The 16,327-nt window shown below is 67.1% G+C and carries 13 protein-coding genes and 3 pseudogenes; 9 read left to right on the forward strand and 7 right to left on the reverse strand.

Translation table 11 applies throughout. The features are described from left to right. Nucleotides 1-227 (reverse strand): annotated as a pseudogene (locus tag ACFVXJ_RS25360) (3'(2'),5'-bisphosphate nucleotidase CysQ); the annotation flags it as partial. A 119-nt stretch (nt 228-346) separates the two neighbouring features. Further along, entirely contained in the window at nt 347-1,849 is a 1,503-nt protein-coding gene (locus ACFVXJ_RS25365; protein WP_389664998.1) for a GMC family oxidoreductase, read from the reverse strand. Between the two features lie 572 nt (nt 1,850-2,421). On the opposite strand from ACFVXJ_RS25365, the pseudogene ACFVXJ_RS25370 reads away from it, so the two are divergent. Further along, nucleotides 2,422-2,670 (forward strand): annotated as a pseudogene (locus ACFVXJ_RS25370) (hypothetical protein); the annotation flags it as partial. After that, complete coding sequence (locus tag ACFVXJ_RS25375; RefSeq protein WP_389664999.1) at nt 2,667-2,948, forward strand: hypothetical protein; 282 nt, start codon at nt 2,667-2,669, stop codon at nt 2,946-2,948. The pseudogene ACFVXJ_RS25370 and the gene ACFVXJ_RS25375, both read left to right, overlap by 4 nt. Before the next feature lie 283 nt (nt 2,949-3,231). Here ACFVXJ_RS25375 and ACFVXJ_RS25380 read toward each other — a convergent pair whose 3' ends face one another. Then, nucleotides 3,232-3,801, reverse strand: a complete 570-nt coding sequence (locus tag ACFVXJ_RS25380; protein ID WP_389665000.1) for a suppressor of fused domain protein — start codon at nt 3,799-3,801, stop codon at nt 3,232-3,234. 728 nt (nt 3,802-4,529) lie between these two features. On the opposite strand from ACFVXJ_RS25380, the gene ACFVXJ_RS25385 reads away from it, so the two are divergent. Then, a complete protein-coding gene (locus ACFVXJ_RS25385) occupies nt 4,530-5,006 on the forward strand; it encodes a cupin domain-containing protein (protein ID WP_389665002.1) in 477 nt (158 codons plus the stop codon). A 582-nt stretch (nt 5,007-5,588) separates the two neighbouring features. Here the strand turns inward: ACFVXJ_RS25385 and ACFVXJ_RS25390 are convergent. Then, the gene (locus tag ACFVXJ_RS25390) at nt 5,589-6,041 is read right to left on the reverse strand and encodes a hypothetical protein (protein ID WP_389665003.1); all 453 of its coding nucleotides are present in this window, start codon (nt 6,039-6,041) and stop codon (nt 5,589-5,591) included. 211 nt (nt 6,042-6,252) lie between these two features. On the opposite strand from ACFVXJ_RS25390, the gene ACFVXJ_RS25395 reads away from it, so the two are divergent. From ACFVXJ_RS25395 to ACFVXJ_RS25405, 3 genes are all read left to right on the forward strand, one after another. Next, complete coding sequence (locus ACFVXJ_RS25395) at nt 6,253-6,711, forward strand: hypothetical protein (protein WP_389665005.1); 459 nt, start codon at nt 6,253-6,255, stop codon at nt 6,709-6,711. Between the two features lie 1,342 nt (nt 6,712-8,053). Then, nucleotides 8,054-8,521: a hypothetical protein gene (locus ACFVXJ_RS25400; protein ID WP_389665007.1), complete on the forward strand. Its 468-nt coding sequence runs from the start codon at nt 8,054-8,056 to the stop codon at nt 8,519-8,521. A gap of 122 nt (nt 8,522-8,643) precedes the next feature. Further along, entirely contained in the window at nt 8,644-10,170 is a 1,527-nt protein-coding gene (locus tag ACFVXJ_RS25405; protein ID WP_389665009.1) for an RICIN domain-containing protein, read from the forward strand. Between the two features lie 55 nt (nt 10,171-10,225). Here ACFVXJ_RS25405 and ACFVXJ_RS25410 read toward each other — a convergent pair whose 3' ends face one another. Together ACFVXJ_RS25410 and ACFVXJ_RS25415 are read right to left on the reverse strand one after the other, a co-directional pair. After that, nucleotides 10,226-10,735: a hypothetical protein gene (locus tag ACFVXJ_RS25410; RefSeq protein ID WP_389665011.1), complete on the reverse strand. Its 510-nt coding sequence runs from the start codon at nt 10,733-10,735 to the stop codon at nt 10,226-10,228. A gap of 40 nt (nt 10,736-10,775) precedes the next feature. After that, the gene (locus ACFVXJ_RS25415) at nt 10,776-11,870 is read right to left on the reverse strand and encodes a hypothetical protein (protein ID WP_389665013.1); all 1,095 of its coding nucleotides are present in this window, start codon (nt 11,868-11,870) and stop codon (nt 10,776-10,778) included. Nucleotides 11,871-12,273: 403 nt separating this feature from the next. Between ACFVXJ_RS25415 and ACFVXJ_RS25420 the strand changes: the two genes are divergently transcribed. Further along, a complete protein-coding gene (locus tag ACFVXJ_RS25420; RefSeq protein WP_389665014.1) occupies nt 12,274-12,993 on the forward strand; it encodes a hypothetical protein in 720 nt (239 codons plus the stop codon). Nucleotides 12,994-13,060: 67 nt separating this feature from the next. After that, nucleotides 13,061-14,893 carry an RICIN domain-containing protein gene (locus ACFVXJ_RS25425; RefSeq protein ID WP_389665015.1) on the forward strand — a complete coding sequence of 611 codons (1,833 nt, stop codon included), beginning with the start codon at nt 13,061-13,063 and terminating at the stop codon, nt 14,891-14,893. Nucleotides 14,894-15,140: 247 nt separating this feature from the next. Here ACFVXJ_RS25425 and ACFVXJ_RS25430 read toward each other — a convergent pair whose 3' ends face one another. Then, nucleotides 15,141-15,293, reverse strand: a complete 153-nt coding sequence (locus ACFVXJ_RS25430) for an RHS repeat domain-containing protein (RefSeq protein ID WP_389665017.1) — start codon at nt 15,291-15,293, stop codon at nt 15,141-15,143. A 10-nt stretch (nt 15,294-15,303) separates the two neighbouring features. Between ACFVXJ_RS25430 and ACFVXJ_RS25435 the strand changes: the two are divergent. Beyond that, a pseudogene (locus ACFVXJ_RS25435) lies at nt 15,304-16,146 on the forward strand (transposase); the annotation flags it as partial. Nucleotides 16,147-16,327 lie beyond the last annotated feature (181 nt).

The raw sequence follows: 16,327 nt of genomic DNA on the forward strand, positions 1-16,327 counted from the left end.
CAGGCGGCCTCCGGGCGCAGGCTCGTAAGGCGGGGGCGCAGGATGTCCAGGGCAGTGTCGTCGTTGACGGCGAGCGCACGCATCAGCTCGTCACGCGTCTCGCAGCGGACTACATCGCCGAAACGCTCACGCAACGCCGAACCGGCCGCCCGCACGGCGTCCGCGGTGCGGTCGAGCAGGTCGGCGTCGGAGGTGACGACGTCACTGGTCTGAAGGGTTTCGGACATGGTGGTGCTCCTGTCTGAGGAGGGGTGATGAGGCCGGTCGGGGCCGCGTTCGGCGCACGGCGGAGGCGGATGGCGCGCGTTGTGGAAGCGCCTTGGTCAGGCGCGCCGCGGCAGAAGGCTCAGTCGAGCAGTTCGGCAGCCCGTTCGGCGATGGCGTAGACGGTCGCGTTGGTGTTGGCCGGCGGGATGGACGGCATCACCGAGGCGTCGGCGACCCGCAGCCCGGCGATCCCGTGTACGCGCAGGTCCGCAGGGGCGACGACGGCATCGGCGTCGGTTCCCATGCGACAGGTACCGGTGAAGTGGAAGTAGGGGCCGGTGGCCTTGCGGATGAACTCTTCCACGGATTCGCCGCTCGTCCGGGAGCCCGGCACCGCCTCCCGCTTGCGCCAGTCGGCGAACGCGTCGGCCTCGCCGATGCGGCGTGCCACGGCCAGGCCCTTGCGCATGACCTCCAGGTCACGGTCATCGCTCAGGTAGCCCGGGTCGACGACGGGAGCACTGGCGGGACGGGCGTCCGCCAGACGCACGGTGCCACTGCTGCGCGGGGCCATCGCAGAGAAGGCGATGGAGTATCCGTTGGCCGGCGGCCGGCCCCATGCCGACGGGAGCGGTGCGGCGACGACGTAGACCTGAAGGTCCGGCCGGGCCGCGGCGGGGTCGCTGTACAGCAGGCCCATCATTTCGGCCGGTGGGTTGGCGGGAACGAAAGGTACGGGCCGGTCGGCCTCGTACACCACTGCCGCCATCGGATGGTCCTGCAGATGGGATCCCACTCCCGGCAGGTCGGCGACGACGCCGATGCCGTGTTCGCCGAGGTGTCGTGCCGGGCCGATCCCCGACAGCATCAGGAGGTGCGCGGAACCGATGGCCCCCGCGGTCAATATGACCTCGGCGCTATCGACGGACCGGTGCTCGCCGCCCACGGTGTACTCGACGCCGGTGCAGCGGCCCGCGGTGACGCACAGCCGCTGCACGGTCGCGTCCGTGACGACGTCCAGGTTCGGCCGGTCGAGGAACGGACGGATGTAGGCGTCGGCCGCGCTCTGGCGGGCGCCGCCGGGCAGATTCATGTCACTCCACCCGAACCCGGTCTCCAGCCCGCCGCCGATGTCAGCGGCGCGTGTGAACCCAGCCTGCACCGCGGCGTCGACGCCCGCGGTGGCCAGGGGATGGGGTTCCGTAACCGGGGCGACCACGACCGGCCCGTTCGTGCCCCGCAGGGAGGTGTCACGACTGCGGGTGCTCTCGCTGCGGCGGAAAGAGGGCAACAGATCGTCGAAACCCCAGCCCGGAGCCCCGAGTCCGGGCCATTCGTCGTAAGCGGAGTGGTGTCCCCGCAGGTGGTAGAGGCCGTTGATGCTCGACGATCCGCCGAGTGCCTTACCGCGCAGCACGTCGGCGGCCCTGCCCGTACCGGCCTGCACGGTCGAGGAACCCAGCCACAGGGATGCCGGGTCGAACCCCAGGAACCCCCAAGGAGATGCCATCGCCTCGGTCGCGTCCCGTGCTCCCGCCTCCAGCAACAGCACCCGCAAGCGCGGGCGTTGCGAAAGCCGGGAGGCGATCACGCACCCCGCCGTCCCCGCTCCCACAACGACATAGTCATAGTCATAGTTCATCAGGACTCCGGCCCCTCATATCTTCGCTTCCCACGGCAGCACTGTCCGACCACCGGGTTTCGGGAAAGGGCTCCTCGACGATGCTCCGACGGACCTGGGCGTGCCCGTCCGGCCATTGCCGATCACCCCGTCGGGGACGTCCGTGCCGGCGCCCGTCCTGGAACAGCGCGGGTTTCCCACCTGCCGTCGAATCCTAGGAACACCGACACGGGGCGTACTTGAACCTCCGCGACGTTCGTTCGGAACCTCAGCGCCATACGAGGGGGTGGAAAGCGGCCGGATCACGGCAGAGCACGTAGACATCGACGCTGCCCGGACACGCCTCATGCGGTGCACGGCCGAGCCTCGTACGACGGACCAGCGCAGGCGGCCGGTATCGGCCCAGCGCTGGATGATCGACCGGTGATGCCGCACGGGCGGACGTTGTCAGGTTCGGCCACGTGGTCTGGGCTCCTCCCTTCGCGCTGGTCGTTCATCACCCCCGCTCCGGGCCCGCTCCGACGCGCCACGGCGGGTCGGGCGGCAGCCCGGGCGCCGACGGGGCCCGGCAGCAAGCGGCGCGGGTACGGCTGATCGCCAACCGAAAACGGCTCGGCAGCAAAGGCGGCCGACCACCGGCTTTCGACAAGACCGCCTACAAACAGCGGAACACCGTCGAACGCTGCATCGACAAGCTCAAACAGTGGCGCGGCCCGGCCACTCGCTACGACAAGACCGCCACTGGCTTCGTAGGTGATGACGGGCTCCGGTCCACATCTTGTGGGGACTCACGGACAGTGATGTCAGTGTCGTGTGGTGGGATGGCCAGACTCTGCCGTTGATCCGCTGGGAGGCCCTCGTGACGTCCTCGTACCCGTCCCTGACTCGTGCCTTGGCCGAGGCTTTGGTCGATGTCCTGTGGTTCATCGACGGCAGCGAGGACGAGCAGATGGATCAGGACGACGCGGTCAAGGTCATGGAGGGTGTTGCCCACGTGGTCAGCACGCTGCCGAGTGATCAGCGACAGGAGCTGATCGAGCTCGTCGGGGAGATGGCAGCCGCCGAGAACAATCCGGCTCGCCGCGAGTTCCTGGAAGCGTTCCGGAGGGCTTTGGGGTGATCGACGATGGGTCCTGAGGCGCCTTTCAGGAGTAGAGCTCGCAACCGTGGAGCTCCAAAGTCGTCGAGGGCCATGTCAACCGGAGCAAGATGCTGAGCTCGGCACTCAGCTCGTCCAGCCGCTGCCGGCTTACGGACGGGGGCAACAGCTCCGGTCTCATGTCCACAGCTCGAAGTATGTCCGTCGGTGCCGACCCGCCCGAGCCAAGCTCACTGGGTGCTGTCAGTGCTCGGTTCCGGCACAGGTTTCGGAGGCTCGGAGTACTACTGCTGCCCTCCCCAGCTCAGATTGCGGGGCGACGCAGCACGTCAGTGGGCTCCCAACCGCTCTTCCAAAAGGCCTCCAACCCGTGCTCGTTGATGAACTGGCGCTCCACCTCGTGAATGGGGTAAATCCCCTGGATGTTGATCACGTCGTGGCCTTCGTGTCCCGGAACGCCAACGTCGATGCCCAGGGAGTCGTCCCTTTCGAGGACCATCGGAGCGAACACGCAGAATGAGCTCATCTCGGACTCGGGAACGATGCGCTCGCCGAAGTTGATGGTGCTGCCGTAGCTGAAGGGACAGGTACCGCGGAGCTGCTCGGCGAGGTAACCCACGGCGTGGGCCCAGATCACGTTGGTCGAGTGCACGCTGAGACAGAGTTCCGGCGATCCGTGCTGCCAGTCCGAATGTTCTGCCAGCGACAAGCCATAAGTGAGCGCCGTGAGAAGCCCGTCCGGCAGGTCGTCGTACACGATCTCCGTCACGCCCCCCAGCCCCTGCTTGGTCGACTCGACCGGGAAGAACCGCGGCTCCCTTCCCCCGGAAAGTCGATCAAGATGAGCGAGGTACTTCTCTACCCGACTGGCCATGTGCCCAGCCTGCACGATTGCTCTCCGGTGCATGCCACCGGGGGCCGTCACCAATAACACTCCGCAACAAATCATCAGAAGTTGTGCCAGAACCCGAAACTCGCGAACAAGGCCACGGCGTCTTCGGCCTCCACGGCCGGGCGGGGCTGATGCGTTCTCATCAGGTGACCTTGAGAGCCCGATGGCGTAGTCGGGGGGCGACCATTAGTGGTCGGCTGCGACGGCGACGTTGGTCCGGCCGCCGGGCGCATAAGGCCGACGGCGAGGTTGCGGAGATCGATGGCGGTGTCGGCGCTGCTATCCGATGAGGATCACGTCGAGGACGTCGTCTCACCTCACGCCGAGGCGAACTTGGCCTGGGCCATGGATGGCCGGAGCCGGCCGCTGCGGCTGCCGACTCCCCCTCTTCCACTGCTGCGCCCGCACCCGGGAGGAGGGCCAACCGCGCGATGGAACTACTCCTGGTCATTGAGCACGTGGCCAGGAGGCTTCAGCCCATTGAGTTCGCCGTCAGTTCCACCTCCGTTAAGCACGCCCAAGCGTGCTCCACCCGCCTCGGTACGGAACACACAGCCCGTATCGGGGCGACATGTGGCAAAGGGTCGCGGCCGCTTGCGAGGTAGCGGTTCACGTGTTTGTGGCCAGAAGAGACCAGGGGCTATGAAACGCTGACGTGGGTTGGCGCGAGAACGCGAACGCCTACCGCCTTCGTTGACCGGGAGAGAAATATGACCATCAAGGACATCGGGCCGGAACCTCAAAGCTTCGACCTCGAGAAGGCGACGCTCGAGAACACGAACTATCGCGCGGTCGCCTGGTCCGGGAAGTACCTCCAGTTGACCCTCATGTCGATCCCGGTGGGTGAGGACATCGGCTTGGAGGCCCACCCGGAGACTGACCAATTCCTACGACTCGACGCGGGCCGGGGCCGCGTCCAGATGGGCCGCACGAAGGATCGACTCGAATTCGACCAGGAGGTCGAGGATGGCTGGGCGATCTTCGTGCCCGCCGGCACGTGGCACAACGTCACCAACATCGGTGACGAGACCCTGCAGCTCTATGCCGTATACGCGCCGGTCCATCACGCGTCGGGCAAGATCCATACGGCATCCGCCGACGCGGAGCGCGACGAGGACTCAGACAACGACGAGCCACCAAGCTGGTCGGTCCAGCCTGCCCAGCAGCCATCGGACGAGCACGCCTGACCAGCGAGGGATTGTCGCGACAGCAGCTCCTTGCCCCGAGGCGAGTCGAGACGATCACGATCCTCCCCTCAACGGGCTGGGTAACGATCGGACATGACTGCTCAGATATGCGCCGAAGGGCTCGCTGCACCGCGGGCCGGGGGTCCTCAGGGCCGCTCCCATGCCTGGAGAGACGACCTGGTCGCTGATGCGTCGTCTCTCTGCCCGCTACGGGCAGGACTCCAGCTGGCTGCTGGGCAACTGGGCGGGGGAGAATCCACCAGCCCAGGCACGACAGTGGATCGCGGAAGGCCGACGCCGAAGCGCTGCTCGACGCAGCCGGGCGGAAGTGCTGGCCGAGCTGTGCGGGGTGGAGGAAGCAGTGTTCGGCCGTGCGCTGCCGTCCTGGGCCCGCGAAAATGAAGATGAAAAGCTGACGAGGCAGGACACAGCGGGACAACCTCACGCGGTGTGGCGGATCGGCGGCCTGCAACACCCCAGCTCACCGAGCAGCTCATACCCCGACCGCCCTCCTCCTCAGAGACACCGGGGCACTGCATGTCCTCCACTACGCCGCCCACGGCGTCGCCCGCCTGCACCGCCTCATCCAGGGGGTCGACGGCGCAGGTGGCGGAGGTCGGCGAGGCCGAAGGGCTTGCGGGTGCTCGCCTCCGTCGCCGACGCCACCAGCAGGGCTTCGAGCGCTTCCTCCTCCGGCGACGCCTCACCGGTCACGCGGCGAAGGCAGAGAGAGAGGATGCCCAGAGTTCGTAGCTGCGCCAGCCAGTCGGGACAGTCCTGCGGGAGAAGGGAGACGAGTTCCCTCTGGATCTCGACCACCCGCCGAAGGACGGTGTTGTCGTGCAGTTCCTGCACGCCGCCGTAGAGCGCCTCGGCCACCTGCTGGCGGAGCCTGATCTGCCGGCCCAGCGAGATGTGGGGGAAGGACGGGGCGGCCAGTACGTCCTCGGCGGCTGCCGACAGGGCGGCGAGCCGCTCCCCCGTAAAGACGTACGAGGCTCGACCAGGTATACAGCGGCGGAGGGCATCGCCCACGCCGTCATCAAGTCCGTGCTCCAGGTCCTCACCGAAGAACATATGAGGACATCACCGATGTCCTGCGCCGGCTGGAGACGTTCGAGTCGCTCCCGCCGCTCGCCTTCCTTGCGTTCGTGCACGGCCGCTTGGCCGCCGAGGGCCACCCAGACGGACTATTCCTCTCAAGGCAGAGATCGGCTTCGATGGCGGCACCATCGAAGGGGGACCGATGACACTCGACGTCTGGACCAACTACGTACTCATTCGCCTGAAGGCCCTACTTGCGATCTTTCCTCCGCTGATCGAGGAACAGCGCGCGCGCAACATCGTCCCGGACGCAATAGACGGAACCCTGGAGTGGACGCTCCCATGGGGCATGGACGACGGGCTTGGAAACGTCCGGCTCACCCTGATCCGCGAGCCCTCGGGCTGGGGCGTTCCGAAGCGTGTGCGCGTGGTCGTGGCCGCGAAGGCGGCGGCATTCTCCTCCACGGTCAACGAGGAAGTGGCCCTCCCCCGCTACGACCCCACGGCGCCCCCCGCGCCGCCGGCCGGCGACAGGCAGGAACCGCGGCGAGTCAGCACCAGCATGGCCCAGTGCCTGCTGGAACACGTCGGCGGTGACCTTGACTCGCTCCGGTACGAAGCGGACGGTTCCCGAAGTTTCACCGTGGTGGTCGCAGAATGACATTGACGATGTTTCTGCACGTGGTCGCGGAGGACACCCGGTTCGCCCTCGAGTCGGCCTTGGCCGACGGCTCCGTAACCAAACGGCGGCGCTGACACCTGACATCGACACCGCCGCTCGCGGTGACAACCGCTCCCGTGCCATGCAGAGGAACGCGAAGCTGGAGGGCTGGCCCACAGGGCGCGGGTGCGGACCAGCCTTCCGGGTCAGTTCCTGCCGGCGGGACGTGCGGCCAATGCTGTGCGCAGGCGCGCGGCGATGGGCTGGAATCGCTTTGGCTTCTTCTCCCGGTACGTGGAACGTGAACACCTTGCACGGGAGCGCGCCGACACCCACGTGACACCGGAGTGGCGCCGTCGTTGAACAGCGCGCTCTTGTAGGGCCGGGCCCGGGGATGTCATGGCTGATCCCCCCCGGGCTCGTGATGTGTCCTGGGTAGGGCCGTGGTGCGTCGAGGGGGCCCGCCTCGTGCTGCGTGGGGCGGTTGGAGATGGCCTGTGTGTCCGACCACCCGTGGTGGTGCCCTTCGAACTTCAGGATCCGGGAGCGGGGGAGCGTCCGGTGTGGCCGCGGGCGTCGCGTACTGCGCCTTGCACGGCCTCGCTGCCGGAGTTCGCGAAGCGAACGAGTTCCGCGCAGGCAGCATCCAGCAGATCGTCTCGGCCAGTTCTACTTCCGGGACGTTGCAGGTGCCGAACATCGTGCCGGTGTGCAGCACCTGGGTGAGGGCGGGCGTCCGTCAGTACGGGCGGGGGCATCTCCGAGGACGGCGCTGCCGTAGGAGATGAGGTAGTCGATGTACTCGCGCCGTCGACGTCCCGGATCAGGGAGCCTGACCCGCTGGTGATGTAGAGCTTCTCATACTGAGCCCATTCCAACCTGTCTGCTGGTCTGCGCTCTGTTGCCGATCGGGTCCCCGTAGCTGGCGCAAGCTTTTGACCAGGAGCTCCGCAGTCGATCGGGGGTTCCGGGGAACCATCTGCGGGGCACTCCTTTCCTCACGCGCCTCAGATTGGAAAAGCTCGATGCGACGCGTTCACCGTTCGGGTGGCGGAGATTGAGCCAGATCCGCGCGCCGGAGGACTGGATGAACGCACTCCACGCCACTCTTGAACTCGGACGCTGAATCGATTCTTTGACCGCTAGAGCAGCGATTGGGATGGATTACGGCGTTTCTTGACCCATTTGAGAAAATCACTGGAACCCTCTCCTGCCGGTTCTCTGTCCGAATGGTTTCGTTCACGTACTCCGTGTTCAGGTGTGAGGAATCACAGCTCCGCCCGGTGGGGAGTTCTCCGCACGTGACATCACTTTTTGTCGTCGACGCAGAGGAATCGCCCTCATGAGCACCCCCTCGCCCACCCTCGTCTCTCTGGCCACCAACCGGGCACCGGATGACACCCTGCTCGTCTGGGACGAGACGCGCTGGGAGGCTGCTGTCGGTAGCTGGACCGATCTGCCCGGCGCCACCATCGACCTGCACATCGGGCAGGGCGCCGCTTCCTACGGGGCGATCTTCGTGGCGACGTTCAGCGCCGAGGCCATCGCCTCCCACCCCGACAACAACGCGGTCGTCAGCGCCACCGTGTTCTTCGGCAGCGACCCAGCCTCTCCGGTCAGCGCCAACCACCGCTTCGTGACGGCCCGCGGCAATCCGGAGTGGTCCTCTCACACCATGATCCGTGTCGCCGAGTTCCGGCCGGCCTTCCCTGCCAGGGACGTCACCGCCCGGGTGAAGGTGAATGCCTCGACCGGCACGACGGCGGGCTTCCAGAACTGGGTCCTGAGGATCGACCGGTACAACCTCTGACCAAGTCCGCGAGCTGCTGAACAGCGACGCGGCAACTCGGAAGCCGGCCGTGTCCGCCTCGGCCTTCAGCTTTCTGGAATGGAACGAAACCTTGCACAGCGGGGACAGGTGAAGGGACGACCATGAGCACTACCCGCACGGAGCCCGTAGGCGTCGAGCAGTCCGCTCCTGCAATCAGCACGATCGCCGGAACCGGTATCGGCGGATTCGAAGGAGATGAAGGGTCGGCCGTTTCGGCTCGGTTGAACTATCCCTACGGAATCGCGGTGGACGACACCGGCACCCTGTACTTCTCCGACCACGGTAACCATCGGATCCGGAAGGTCACGGCAGACGGGACGATCACCACGATCGCGGGCACCGGGGCCGCGGGCTACAAGAGTGACAACGTCCCCGCGATCTCGGCGCTGTTGAACTGGCCGCGGGGCGTGGCAGTGGACGGCGCGGGCACCGTCTACATCGCCGATTCCAGCAACCACCGGATCCGGAAGGTCACGGCAGACGGGACGATCAGCACAGTTGCCGGCACAGGCAGGGCCGGATCCAGCGGTGACGGCGGCCTTGCCGCCTCCGCCCAGTTGAACGTGCCCTTCGGACTGGCGGTGGACGGTACCGGCGTCCTCTATGTCGCCGAGTACAACGGCCATCGGGTTCGGAGGATTACGGCCGACGGGACGATCAGCACGGTTGCGGGGACCGGGGTCGCGGGATCCAAGGAAGACGGCGATCTTGCGGCTTCGGCCCAGCTGAACCGCCCGCAGGCCCTGGCCGTGGACAACCTAGGCACCCTCTACATCGCCGACAGCAACAACCACCGGATCCGGAAGGTCACGGCGGACGGGACGATCAGCACGGTCGCCGGCACGGGCACAGCAGGCTTCGGCGGTGACGACGGCCCGGCGACCTCGGCACAGCTGAACAACCCCTTGGGAGTGATGGTGGACGGTACCGGCACCGTCTACATCGCCGACAGCAACAACCACCGGATCCGGAAGATCAGGGCAGACGGGACGATCACCACGGTCACCGGCACGGGCACAGCAGGCTTCAACGGTGACGACGGCCCGGCGACCTCGGCACAGCTGAACAACCCCGTGGGGCTCGCCGTGGATCACGCCGGCGCCCTCCACATCGCCGACCACGTCAACCACCGGATCCGGAAGGTCGCGGCGGTGAGAGTGGCCGGGCTGCCCGAGTCGGGCGCGGTGGTCTGCTGGACCAATGTCCGCAGCAGGCTGCGGATGGGGGTCTTCCAAGAGTCCCCCAAGGACGGGGCCGAGGTCCACCTGTCCCTCGTCTCGCCCCGGAACCACCAGCGGTGGCGGCTGGTCGAGGTGGGCCAGGACGGCGCTGACGTCCTGTACCGGATGGAGAACGTGCGCAGCGGCAAAGTCCTGGAGGTCGCCGACGCGCAGGAGGCGGCAGGAGCTGTGGTCGTGCAACGGGCCTACGAGGGCGGCGACGCGTATCACCAGCATTGGAGGCTGATCCCGGTGGGCCCGGCGACCGATACCCTGCGGGTATTCGAGATCGCAAACCGCAACAGTGGTCTGCTGCTGAGCGTCGACACGAACGCCCGCACGGCAGTCAGGCAGCACGGGCCGGAGGGCGATCATCGGGGCCGCCAGTGGCAGTTGCTTCCCGTATAGCGTACGAGAGGGGGGCAGGGGCGGTCTCGCCCCTGCCCCCCTCTCGACTCCGGCCCTATTGCTCGGAACGGGACGGCTTCTCCGCCGTCGCCTTGGGTGCCTTGGGGGCTTCCGGAGCTTTGGGGGCCTCCGGGGTCTTGGGGGGCTTGGTGAAGTCGCTCTTCTTCGGCTTGCTCTCCAGGTCCTCGTCCTTCTGGAGATCGCCGTACCCCGTCACCGTCGCGCTCGCCTCCTGCATGCCGGCGGACGCGGCCTTGGTGACCGAGCCGGGATCCTGGGCGTACTGGGCCTGCGCGCCGGCGGACGCCTGTGTGGTCTGGATGAAGGAGCCGAGGAAACCCAGGACGGCGCGGGCTTCGGGCGATGTCTCTTGCACGATCTTGGCGCGGGAGGTAGCGCCGTGGATCGCGTTGTTGAACAGGCTGGCGCTGGTGTCGTCGTACGTGTCGTCGTTGGAGTCCTCGAAGTCGACGCCCTCGCCCGGGTGGGGCTTCGTGCTGTCGGTGGTCACGGAGAAGAGCCCCGCGCCCTTGCCCGCGGAGTTGAAGATGTTGTCGAACACCATGGTCGTCACCTCTGGTCGTTGTGGCGGCGGTGCCGCGTGGTCAGGGCTGCTTGTAGAGCGTCTGCTGGCTGAGGGTCAGGCTCTCCACGTCGAGCAACGTGTGGTGGACGTCCAGGGCGGATACGACCTCGGCCAGTCCCTTCATGCGGAAGCCGCCGGGTGCAAGGTCGATGTCGCCGATGTCGCGGGCGACCATCGGGCTCAGGCCGGGATAGGCGCCGGGCTGCGGGGGAGACAGGACCGACACCGGCACGGCGTACTGCACCGCGATCAACCCGGAGAAGGTGACCGGGATCTCGTAGGTGTACTGCTTGCGGGTGCGCCGCTGCGTGACGATGGTCTGCACGCGGGAGTTCGCCGGGACCTTCCCGGAGATCTGGGACTTCGAGGCCCAGCTGGTGTTCAGGGAGCCGCCGACGGTGGCCGCGATCCCCAGGGCCAGCTGTGCGTTGAGCGAGGCGTTACCAGTGGCGCTGCCGGAGGTGGTGAACCCCACCGAGTTGGTCATCGTGTTCGACGAGGAGTTCGTCGCGGAGCTGCTCGCGGACGTCTCGGTGGTGTTGGCGTTGTCGACCCCGATGCTGTCCTTGCTGTTCTTGTTGGTCACCGTGTTCGCGTTCTTGTTCGCCGTCCCGTTCTGGCACGACGCCGCAAGCTGTGACTGCAGGTCCAGGCGGAGCTGGTTCTGCAGCTGCAACTGGAGCGATGCCCCGATGCTGCCGCCGAAGGTGAGCTTGGCATCGCCGTTGAGCGACCAGGTGACCCCGTTGGTGACGGTGAAGTCGACCGAGTCCGTGAAGGTCATCTCGGTGCTGCTGCGGTTGACGTAGGAGCGCGAGGAGAACGTGTCGGGCGGGGGCTGGGCGATGTCGCCCCGCACCTCGATCAGCGGCTCTCCGAGGTTCATGTAGACAAGCCAGCCCCGCTCGAACGCGCTCCCGGAGAAGGTGCCGAAGCTCGACTTGTTCACGGAGAACCCGACCGGCTTGTGCTTCACGCCGGAGGGGTCGACGTACACCAGATTGGGGTGGTTCAGGATGGACTGCCAGGTCTGCTCGATGTTGAGTTCCCGCAGGTTCTTCTTCGTCAGCGGCTGACGCTTGGCATCTACCAGACTGTATGCGGTGGAAGGCATGCACCCGTCCTCGAATATTTGGACCGAACCACGCTCGGTGAAATCTAAACAGAAATATGCGCACGTTTCAGCAGGCGAAATTACCGCCTCTCCCCCAACCCGAGAAGACGCATCTACACGTCACACTCAATCGAGTGATCGATTTTCGGAAATTGTTTCCGAAACGCCGTCGGAGTGACCTTTCTTCACCGCCTGTCACCCGATCGATGACTTTTCGGCTCCCTTGCCTTTGGGTACCGTGACCTCGGCGTTTCCGTGGGAATAATTTCATTTTCAGCCACTGATTCGGTTTCGGACACCTCTTTGGCGAAGACGATCAGGCCCGCGGCAATGTGGCGTCATGACCCCGCATCGAGCGTCCGAGGCATTGTTCTCCGTATTCAGAACAGGTGAGGTTTCCGCGATGTACACCCAAGAGCGCACGGCGATGTCCAATTTGGTGGTCGGCGGCCCGGTGGCCGTGAACAGCTACGACAACGCGATCGTGGCGGCACTGGTCGAAAACCGGCCGGTCATGCTCGTCCACGCCTTCAACGGCGGCTACCTGCGGCCCGTAGAGCTGAGCGGGGAGAGCCACGACAAGGGCGTCCAGTTGGCCACGGCCCTCGACCCGGCCACGAAGGAGGCACAGGGCCACCTCTGGTACCTCACCCCGGCCGGCTTCTTCGGGCAGCGGCCGTTGTACGTCATCGAGAGCGCCGCGGGCCAAGTGACGCCCAAGCCCGCCGGTGCGGGCGACGCCGACACCGGGCGCGGCGACGACGGGATGCCCAAGCCGCAGCGCAGGCGCGTCACCGTCCACCAGGACGCCCCCCAGAGCACAGCAGACACCGTCCAGGTCGGCCTGCCCGACAAGGTGGGCGACAAGTGGCGGGGGAAGAACGGCGCGCCCGAGGACACCCAGCTCTGGGTCGTCACGGTGACGCCGTGGGGAGGCATCACCTTCGTGCCGATCACCCACCCCGACGCCATCCTCGGGTTCAAGGACCACGCGGTGACGGCCAACGGCGAGGTGCGTGTCACCTACAACTGGGGCGGGGACTTCACCGGGACGGTCATCAACACGTTCTACCCGCGGCTGCCCAGCGAGTGGAACGTCCCGTACCACCACCTCTTCACGTGATCCGCGGCCACCGCCGTACCGCACCCGTCCCGAGCCAACCTCCGCACCGCCTGGAAGAGGCACCACGATGCCCGTGCCCACCGAAGAACTGAAACTGGAAATCGTCAACGCCGCCACGGGGAAGACCCTCGACAGCAGGGCCGCGCCGGGGCAGGGCGGGGCGCTCGTCGTCCGAGAGCTCCCCAAGGACGGTCCGACCCCGGAGCAGTGGCAGATCGTCCCCGTGCAGTCCACGCAGGACGAGCAGATCTATGTGATCCGCAACGCGGCCGGCGGCAAGGTCCTTGAGCAGCCCGCCGCCGCGGGCGGCGTCGTCCGGCAGGGGGACGCGGCCGACGGTAAGAAGAGCCAGCAGTGGCGCGTCATTCCCGTCGAGGGCGCAGCCGGCCTCTACCTCATCGAGAGCGCGACCGACGACACCGTCCTTGACCTCGACGAGTCCGGTGCGGACGGCACCCCGGTCGTCCTGTGTGCGTACGACGAGGACGCGGAAAGCCAGCGGTGGCGTCTCGTCCCGGCCGAGCCCGAGCGCGTCAGCGACCCCGTACTGCGTTGGGGAACGCTCAGCCACTGGAACGGCCGCCGATCCTGGCGGCTGGTCCCCTCGGCCGCGTTGCGGCCGACGCCCGGCGCGGCGCCGTCCTTCAGCGACATGCTGCTGGTCCTCGAACGGTTCGGAAGCGACCAGGACGCCGGTGGCTGGCAGAGCGACGGGCCTTCTCCCTCTCCCGACGGCCGACCGGGCTGGTGGGCCGCACTCGGCGCCCGGTTCCTCGCCGGCACCACCGGTAAGGGGCCGGCAGACATCATCGGGCTCAAGCCCGCCAAGGGGGCTATGACGTCGGCTGCGCGAGGTGACGGCACGTTCGATGACGAGGAGCGCGTCCTGCACCCTCCCGCGCCTACTGCGAGCACCGCGGACCTGTGGACCCTCGCTGACATGACGGGCGACGGCAAACTCGCCGTCGTCGTGCTCGCCGCCGACGGCGTCCGGATCTCCCCCCAGGGAGAGGACGGAACGTTCGAGTCCCCGGCCGGCGAGCCGGCCCTCAAAGCCTTCGGCCACGGCGAACAGGCCGGGGGGTGGCTCGTGGACAAGCACCCTCGCTTCCTCGCCGACACCACCGGAGACGGCAGGCTCGACATCGTCGGCTGCCACGACGACGGCGTCTGGGTGGCCCTCCAGGACGAGGAAGGGAAGTTCGCGCCGCTCTCCGACGAGCCCGCTCTACGGGCGTTCGGCCACGGCGAGAAGACCGGGGGGTGGCTCGTGGACAAGCACCCTCGCTTCCTCGCCGACACCACCGGAGACGGCAGGCTCGACATCATCGGCTGCCACGACGACGGCGTCTGGGTGGCCCTCCAGGACGAGGAAGGCGTATTCGCCGAGCCCCTGTACGTCCTCGACGACTTCGGAACCGACCAGGGGTGGAGCTCGGCCGCGGAGCATCCCCGATTCCTGCTCAAGATCACCCGCGACGGGGCGTCGGACCTCATCGGCTTCGGCCCCCACGGCGTCGTCGTCGCACGCGGCCTCGACGATGGCACCTTCGAGCCCACGAAGCTCGTTCTGAACGACTTCGGGACCGCCCAGGGATGGACCGCCAAGAAACACCTCCGCTTCCTCGCCGACGTCACCGGCGACGGCAGCCCCGACATCGTCGGATTCGGCGACGAGGGGGTCTGGGTGTCGCACAACCGCGGCGACGGCACGTTCGAGCAGGCCCAACTGACCTGCCGCGGCTTCGGATACAACGACGACGCCGGCGCCTGGCGAGTCGACCGCCATCCCCGCTTCCTCGCCGACGTCACCGGCGACGGACGCGTCGACATCATCGGCTTCGGCGGCCCGGGCGTGTACGTAGCCCGGAACCTCTACCGCCGCTTCCGGACCCGATAGCCCCGGAGAACGTCGCGACGTATCGGCGGACCGCCTGAACCGTACCCCGAATCCCCGCTCACGGACTTCGCGGAAGACGGCTCGCGTCCGTGCAGCCGTTGAGGAAGCGGGCGGGCTTGCAAGTAGGGTGCGAGGAGCCCCGTTCGACGATGCCGTGTCGAAGATGTCCCATTCGAAGGTAGCCGTACCCGTGGGGGAGTTTTTGCGCATGATCCGGCCGAGTACGTCGCGCTCGTACGTGATCTCCTCACCGAGCCCGTTCACGCATGAGCTCAGCCGCCCGTTCGGGTCGTAGGAGTACCCCCTCGAAGTCGGCGTCTGAGATCAGCCGCCCTGCCGCGTCGTACTCGTACTCCCAGGTCAGGCCCTGGGGGTCGTGTACGCAGGTCAAGCGCAGCAAAGCCTCGATCGACGCCGGCTACGACGCCCCGCGCATGGCGCACCTCCTGGCCGGGCTGCCGGTGGAGGTCCTTGGACGAATGCGCACGGACCGGGTGATGCGCAAGCCGGTCCCGGTGCCCTGGATCTCCCCGCCGCAGGGCGGACGGCCGCCGAAACACGGCAAGGAGTTCCGCTTCGCCAAGCTGGAGACCTGGGGCGAGCCCGAGGCTGCAACGACACAGGTCACCGACCGGTACGGCACCGCCCGAGCGATGGCCTGGGACCGCATCCACCCCCGGCTGACCACTCGCTCCGCCTGGATCGACCGCACCGGTGAACTTCCCATCATCGAGGGCACCTTGATCCGCCTCCAGGTCGACCGCCTGCCCGGTGGCGGGGACCCACTGCCTGTCTGGTTGTGGTCCTCTGCCACCGGCCTGACCGGCGAGGGCATCGATGTGCGCTGGCTGGCGTTCCTGAGGAGATTCGACCTGGAGCACACCTTCCGGCTGATGAAGCAGACCTTCGGATGGACCCGTCCGAAGCTCCGCACCCCCGAGGCCGGCGACCGCTGGACGTGGCTCGTGATCGCCGCCCACACCCAACTCCGGCTCCCCCGCGAAGCCGCGGCGGATCTCCGTCGGCCCTGGGAGAGACGGCCGAGCCCGCACGACTCACCGGCCCGTGTCCGCCGAGGGTTTCGGAACCTCCGCCCAAACCTGGCCTGTCCGGCCCGTGCACCGAAACCATCAACACCCGTACCTGGAAGGCCGCTTGGCTCCAAGAATCGCCGCCCCGCGCCCCGCTATGACGTCGGGAAGACGACCAGACGACCCGAGAGCGTCATCGAGCGCGACAGTCTCAGAGGTTAAAAGACAAGTTCAGCCCCTGTCTCTGAACTCCCGTCGTCCACCCAGCTGACGGGGGGTAACCCCACCTTCAAACAGGTGGTTGGCGTTATCCCGGGCCCGGACCTTGATCGAAATACTGGGTCCAGATCAGGTCGTCACCTATCAGCGACAGGAGTATTCGTGTACGAGCACGGACACGCAG

The organism is Streptomyces sp. NPDC058279 (assembly GCF_042881255.1).
Taxonomy (GTDB): Bacteria; Actinomycetota; Actinomycetes; order Streptomycetales; family Streptomycetaceae; genus Streptomyces.

Coding starts and splice junctions, on each gene's coding strand:
- ACFVXJ_RS25365 (WP_389664998.1), bottom strand. CDS start 1,849: ATGAACTATGACTATGACTATGTCGTTGTGGGAGCGGGGACGGCGGGG.
- ACFVXJ_RS25380 (WP_389665000.1), bottom strand. CDS start 3,801: ATGGCCAGTCGGGTAGAGAAGTACCTCGCTCATCTTGATCGACTTTCC.
- ACFVXJ_RS25385 (WP_389665002.1), top strand. CDS start 4,530: ATGACCATCAAGGACATCGGGCCGGAACCTCAAAGCTTCGACCTCGAG.
- ACFVXJ_RS25395 (WP_389665005.1), top strand. CDS start 6,253: ATGACACTCGACGTCTGGACCAACTACGTACTCATTCGCCTGAAGGCC.
- ACFVXJ_RS25400 (WP_389665007.1), top strand. CDS start 8,054: ATGAGCACCCCCTCGCCCACCCTCGTCTCTCTGGCCACCAACCGGGCA.
- ACFVXJ_RS25405 (WP_389665009.1), top strand. CDS start 8,644: ATGAGCACTACCCGCACGGAGCCCGTAGGCGTCGAGCAGTCCGCTCCT.
- ACFVXJ_RS25410 (WP_389665011.1), bottom strand. CDS start 10,735: ATGGTGTTCGACAACATCTTCAACTCCGCGGGCAAGGGCGCGGGGCTC.
- ACFVXJ_RS25415 (WP_389665013.1), bottom strand. CDS start 11,870: ATGCCTTCCACCGCATACAGTCTGGTAGATGCCAAGCGTCAGCCGCTG.
- ACFVXJ_RS25420 (WP_389665014.1), top strand. CDS start 12,274: ATGTACACCCAAGAGCGCACGGCGATGTCCAATTTGGTGGTCGGCGGC.
- ACFVXJ_RS25425 (WP_389665015.1), top strand. CDS start 13,061: ATGCCCGTGCCCACCGAAGAACTGAAACTGGAAATCGTCAACGCCGCC.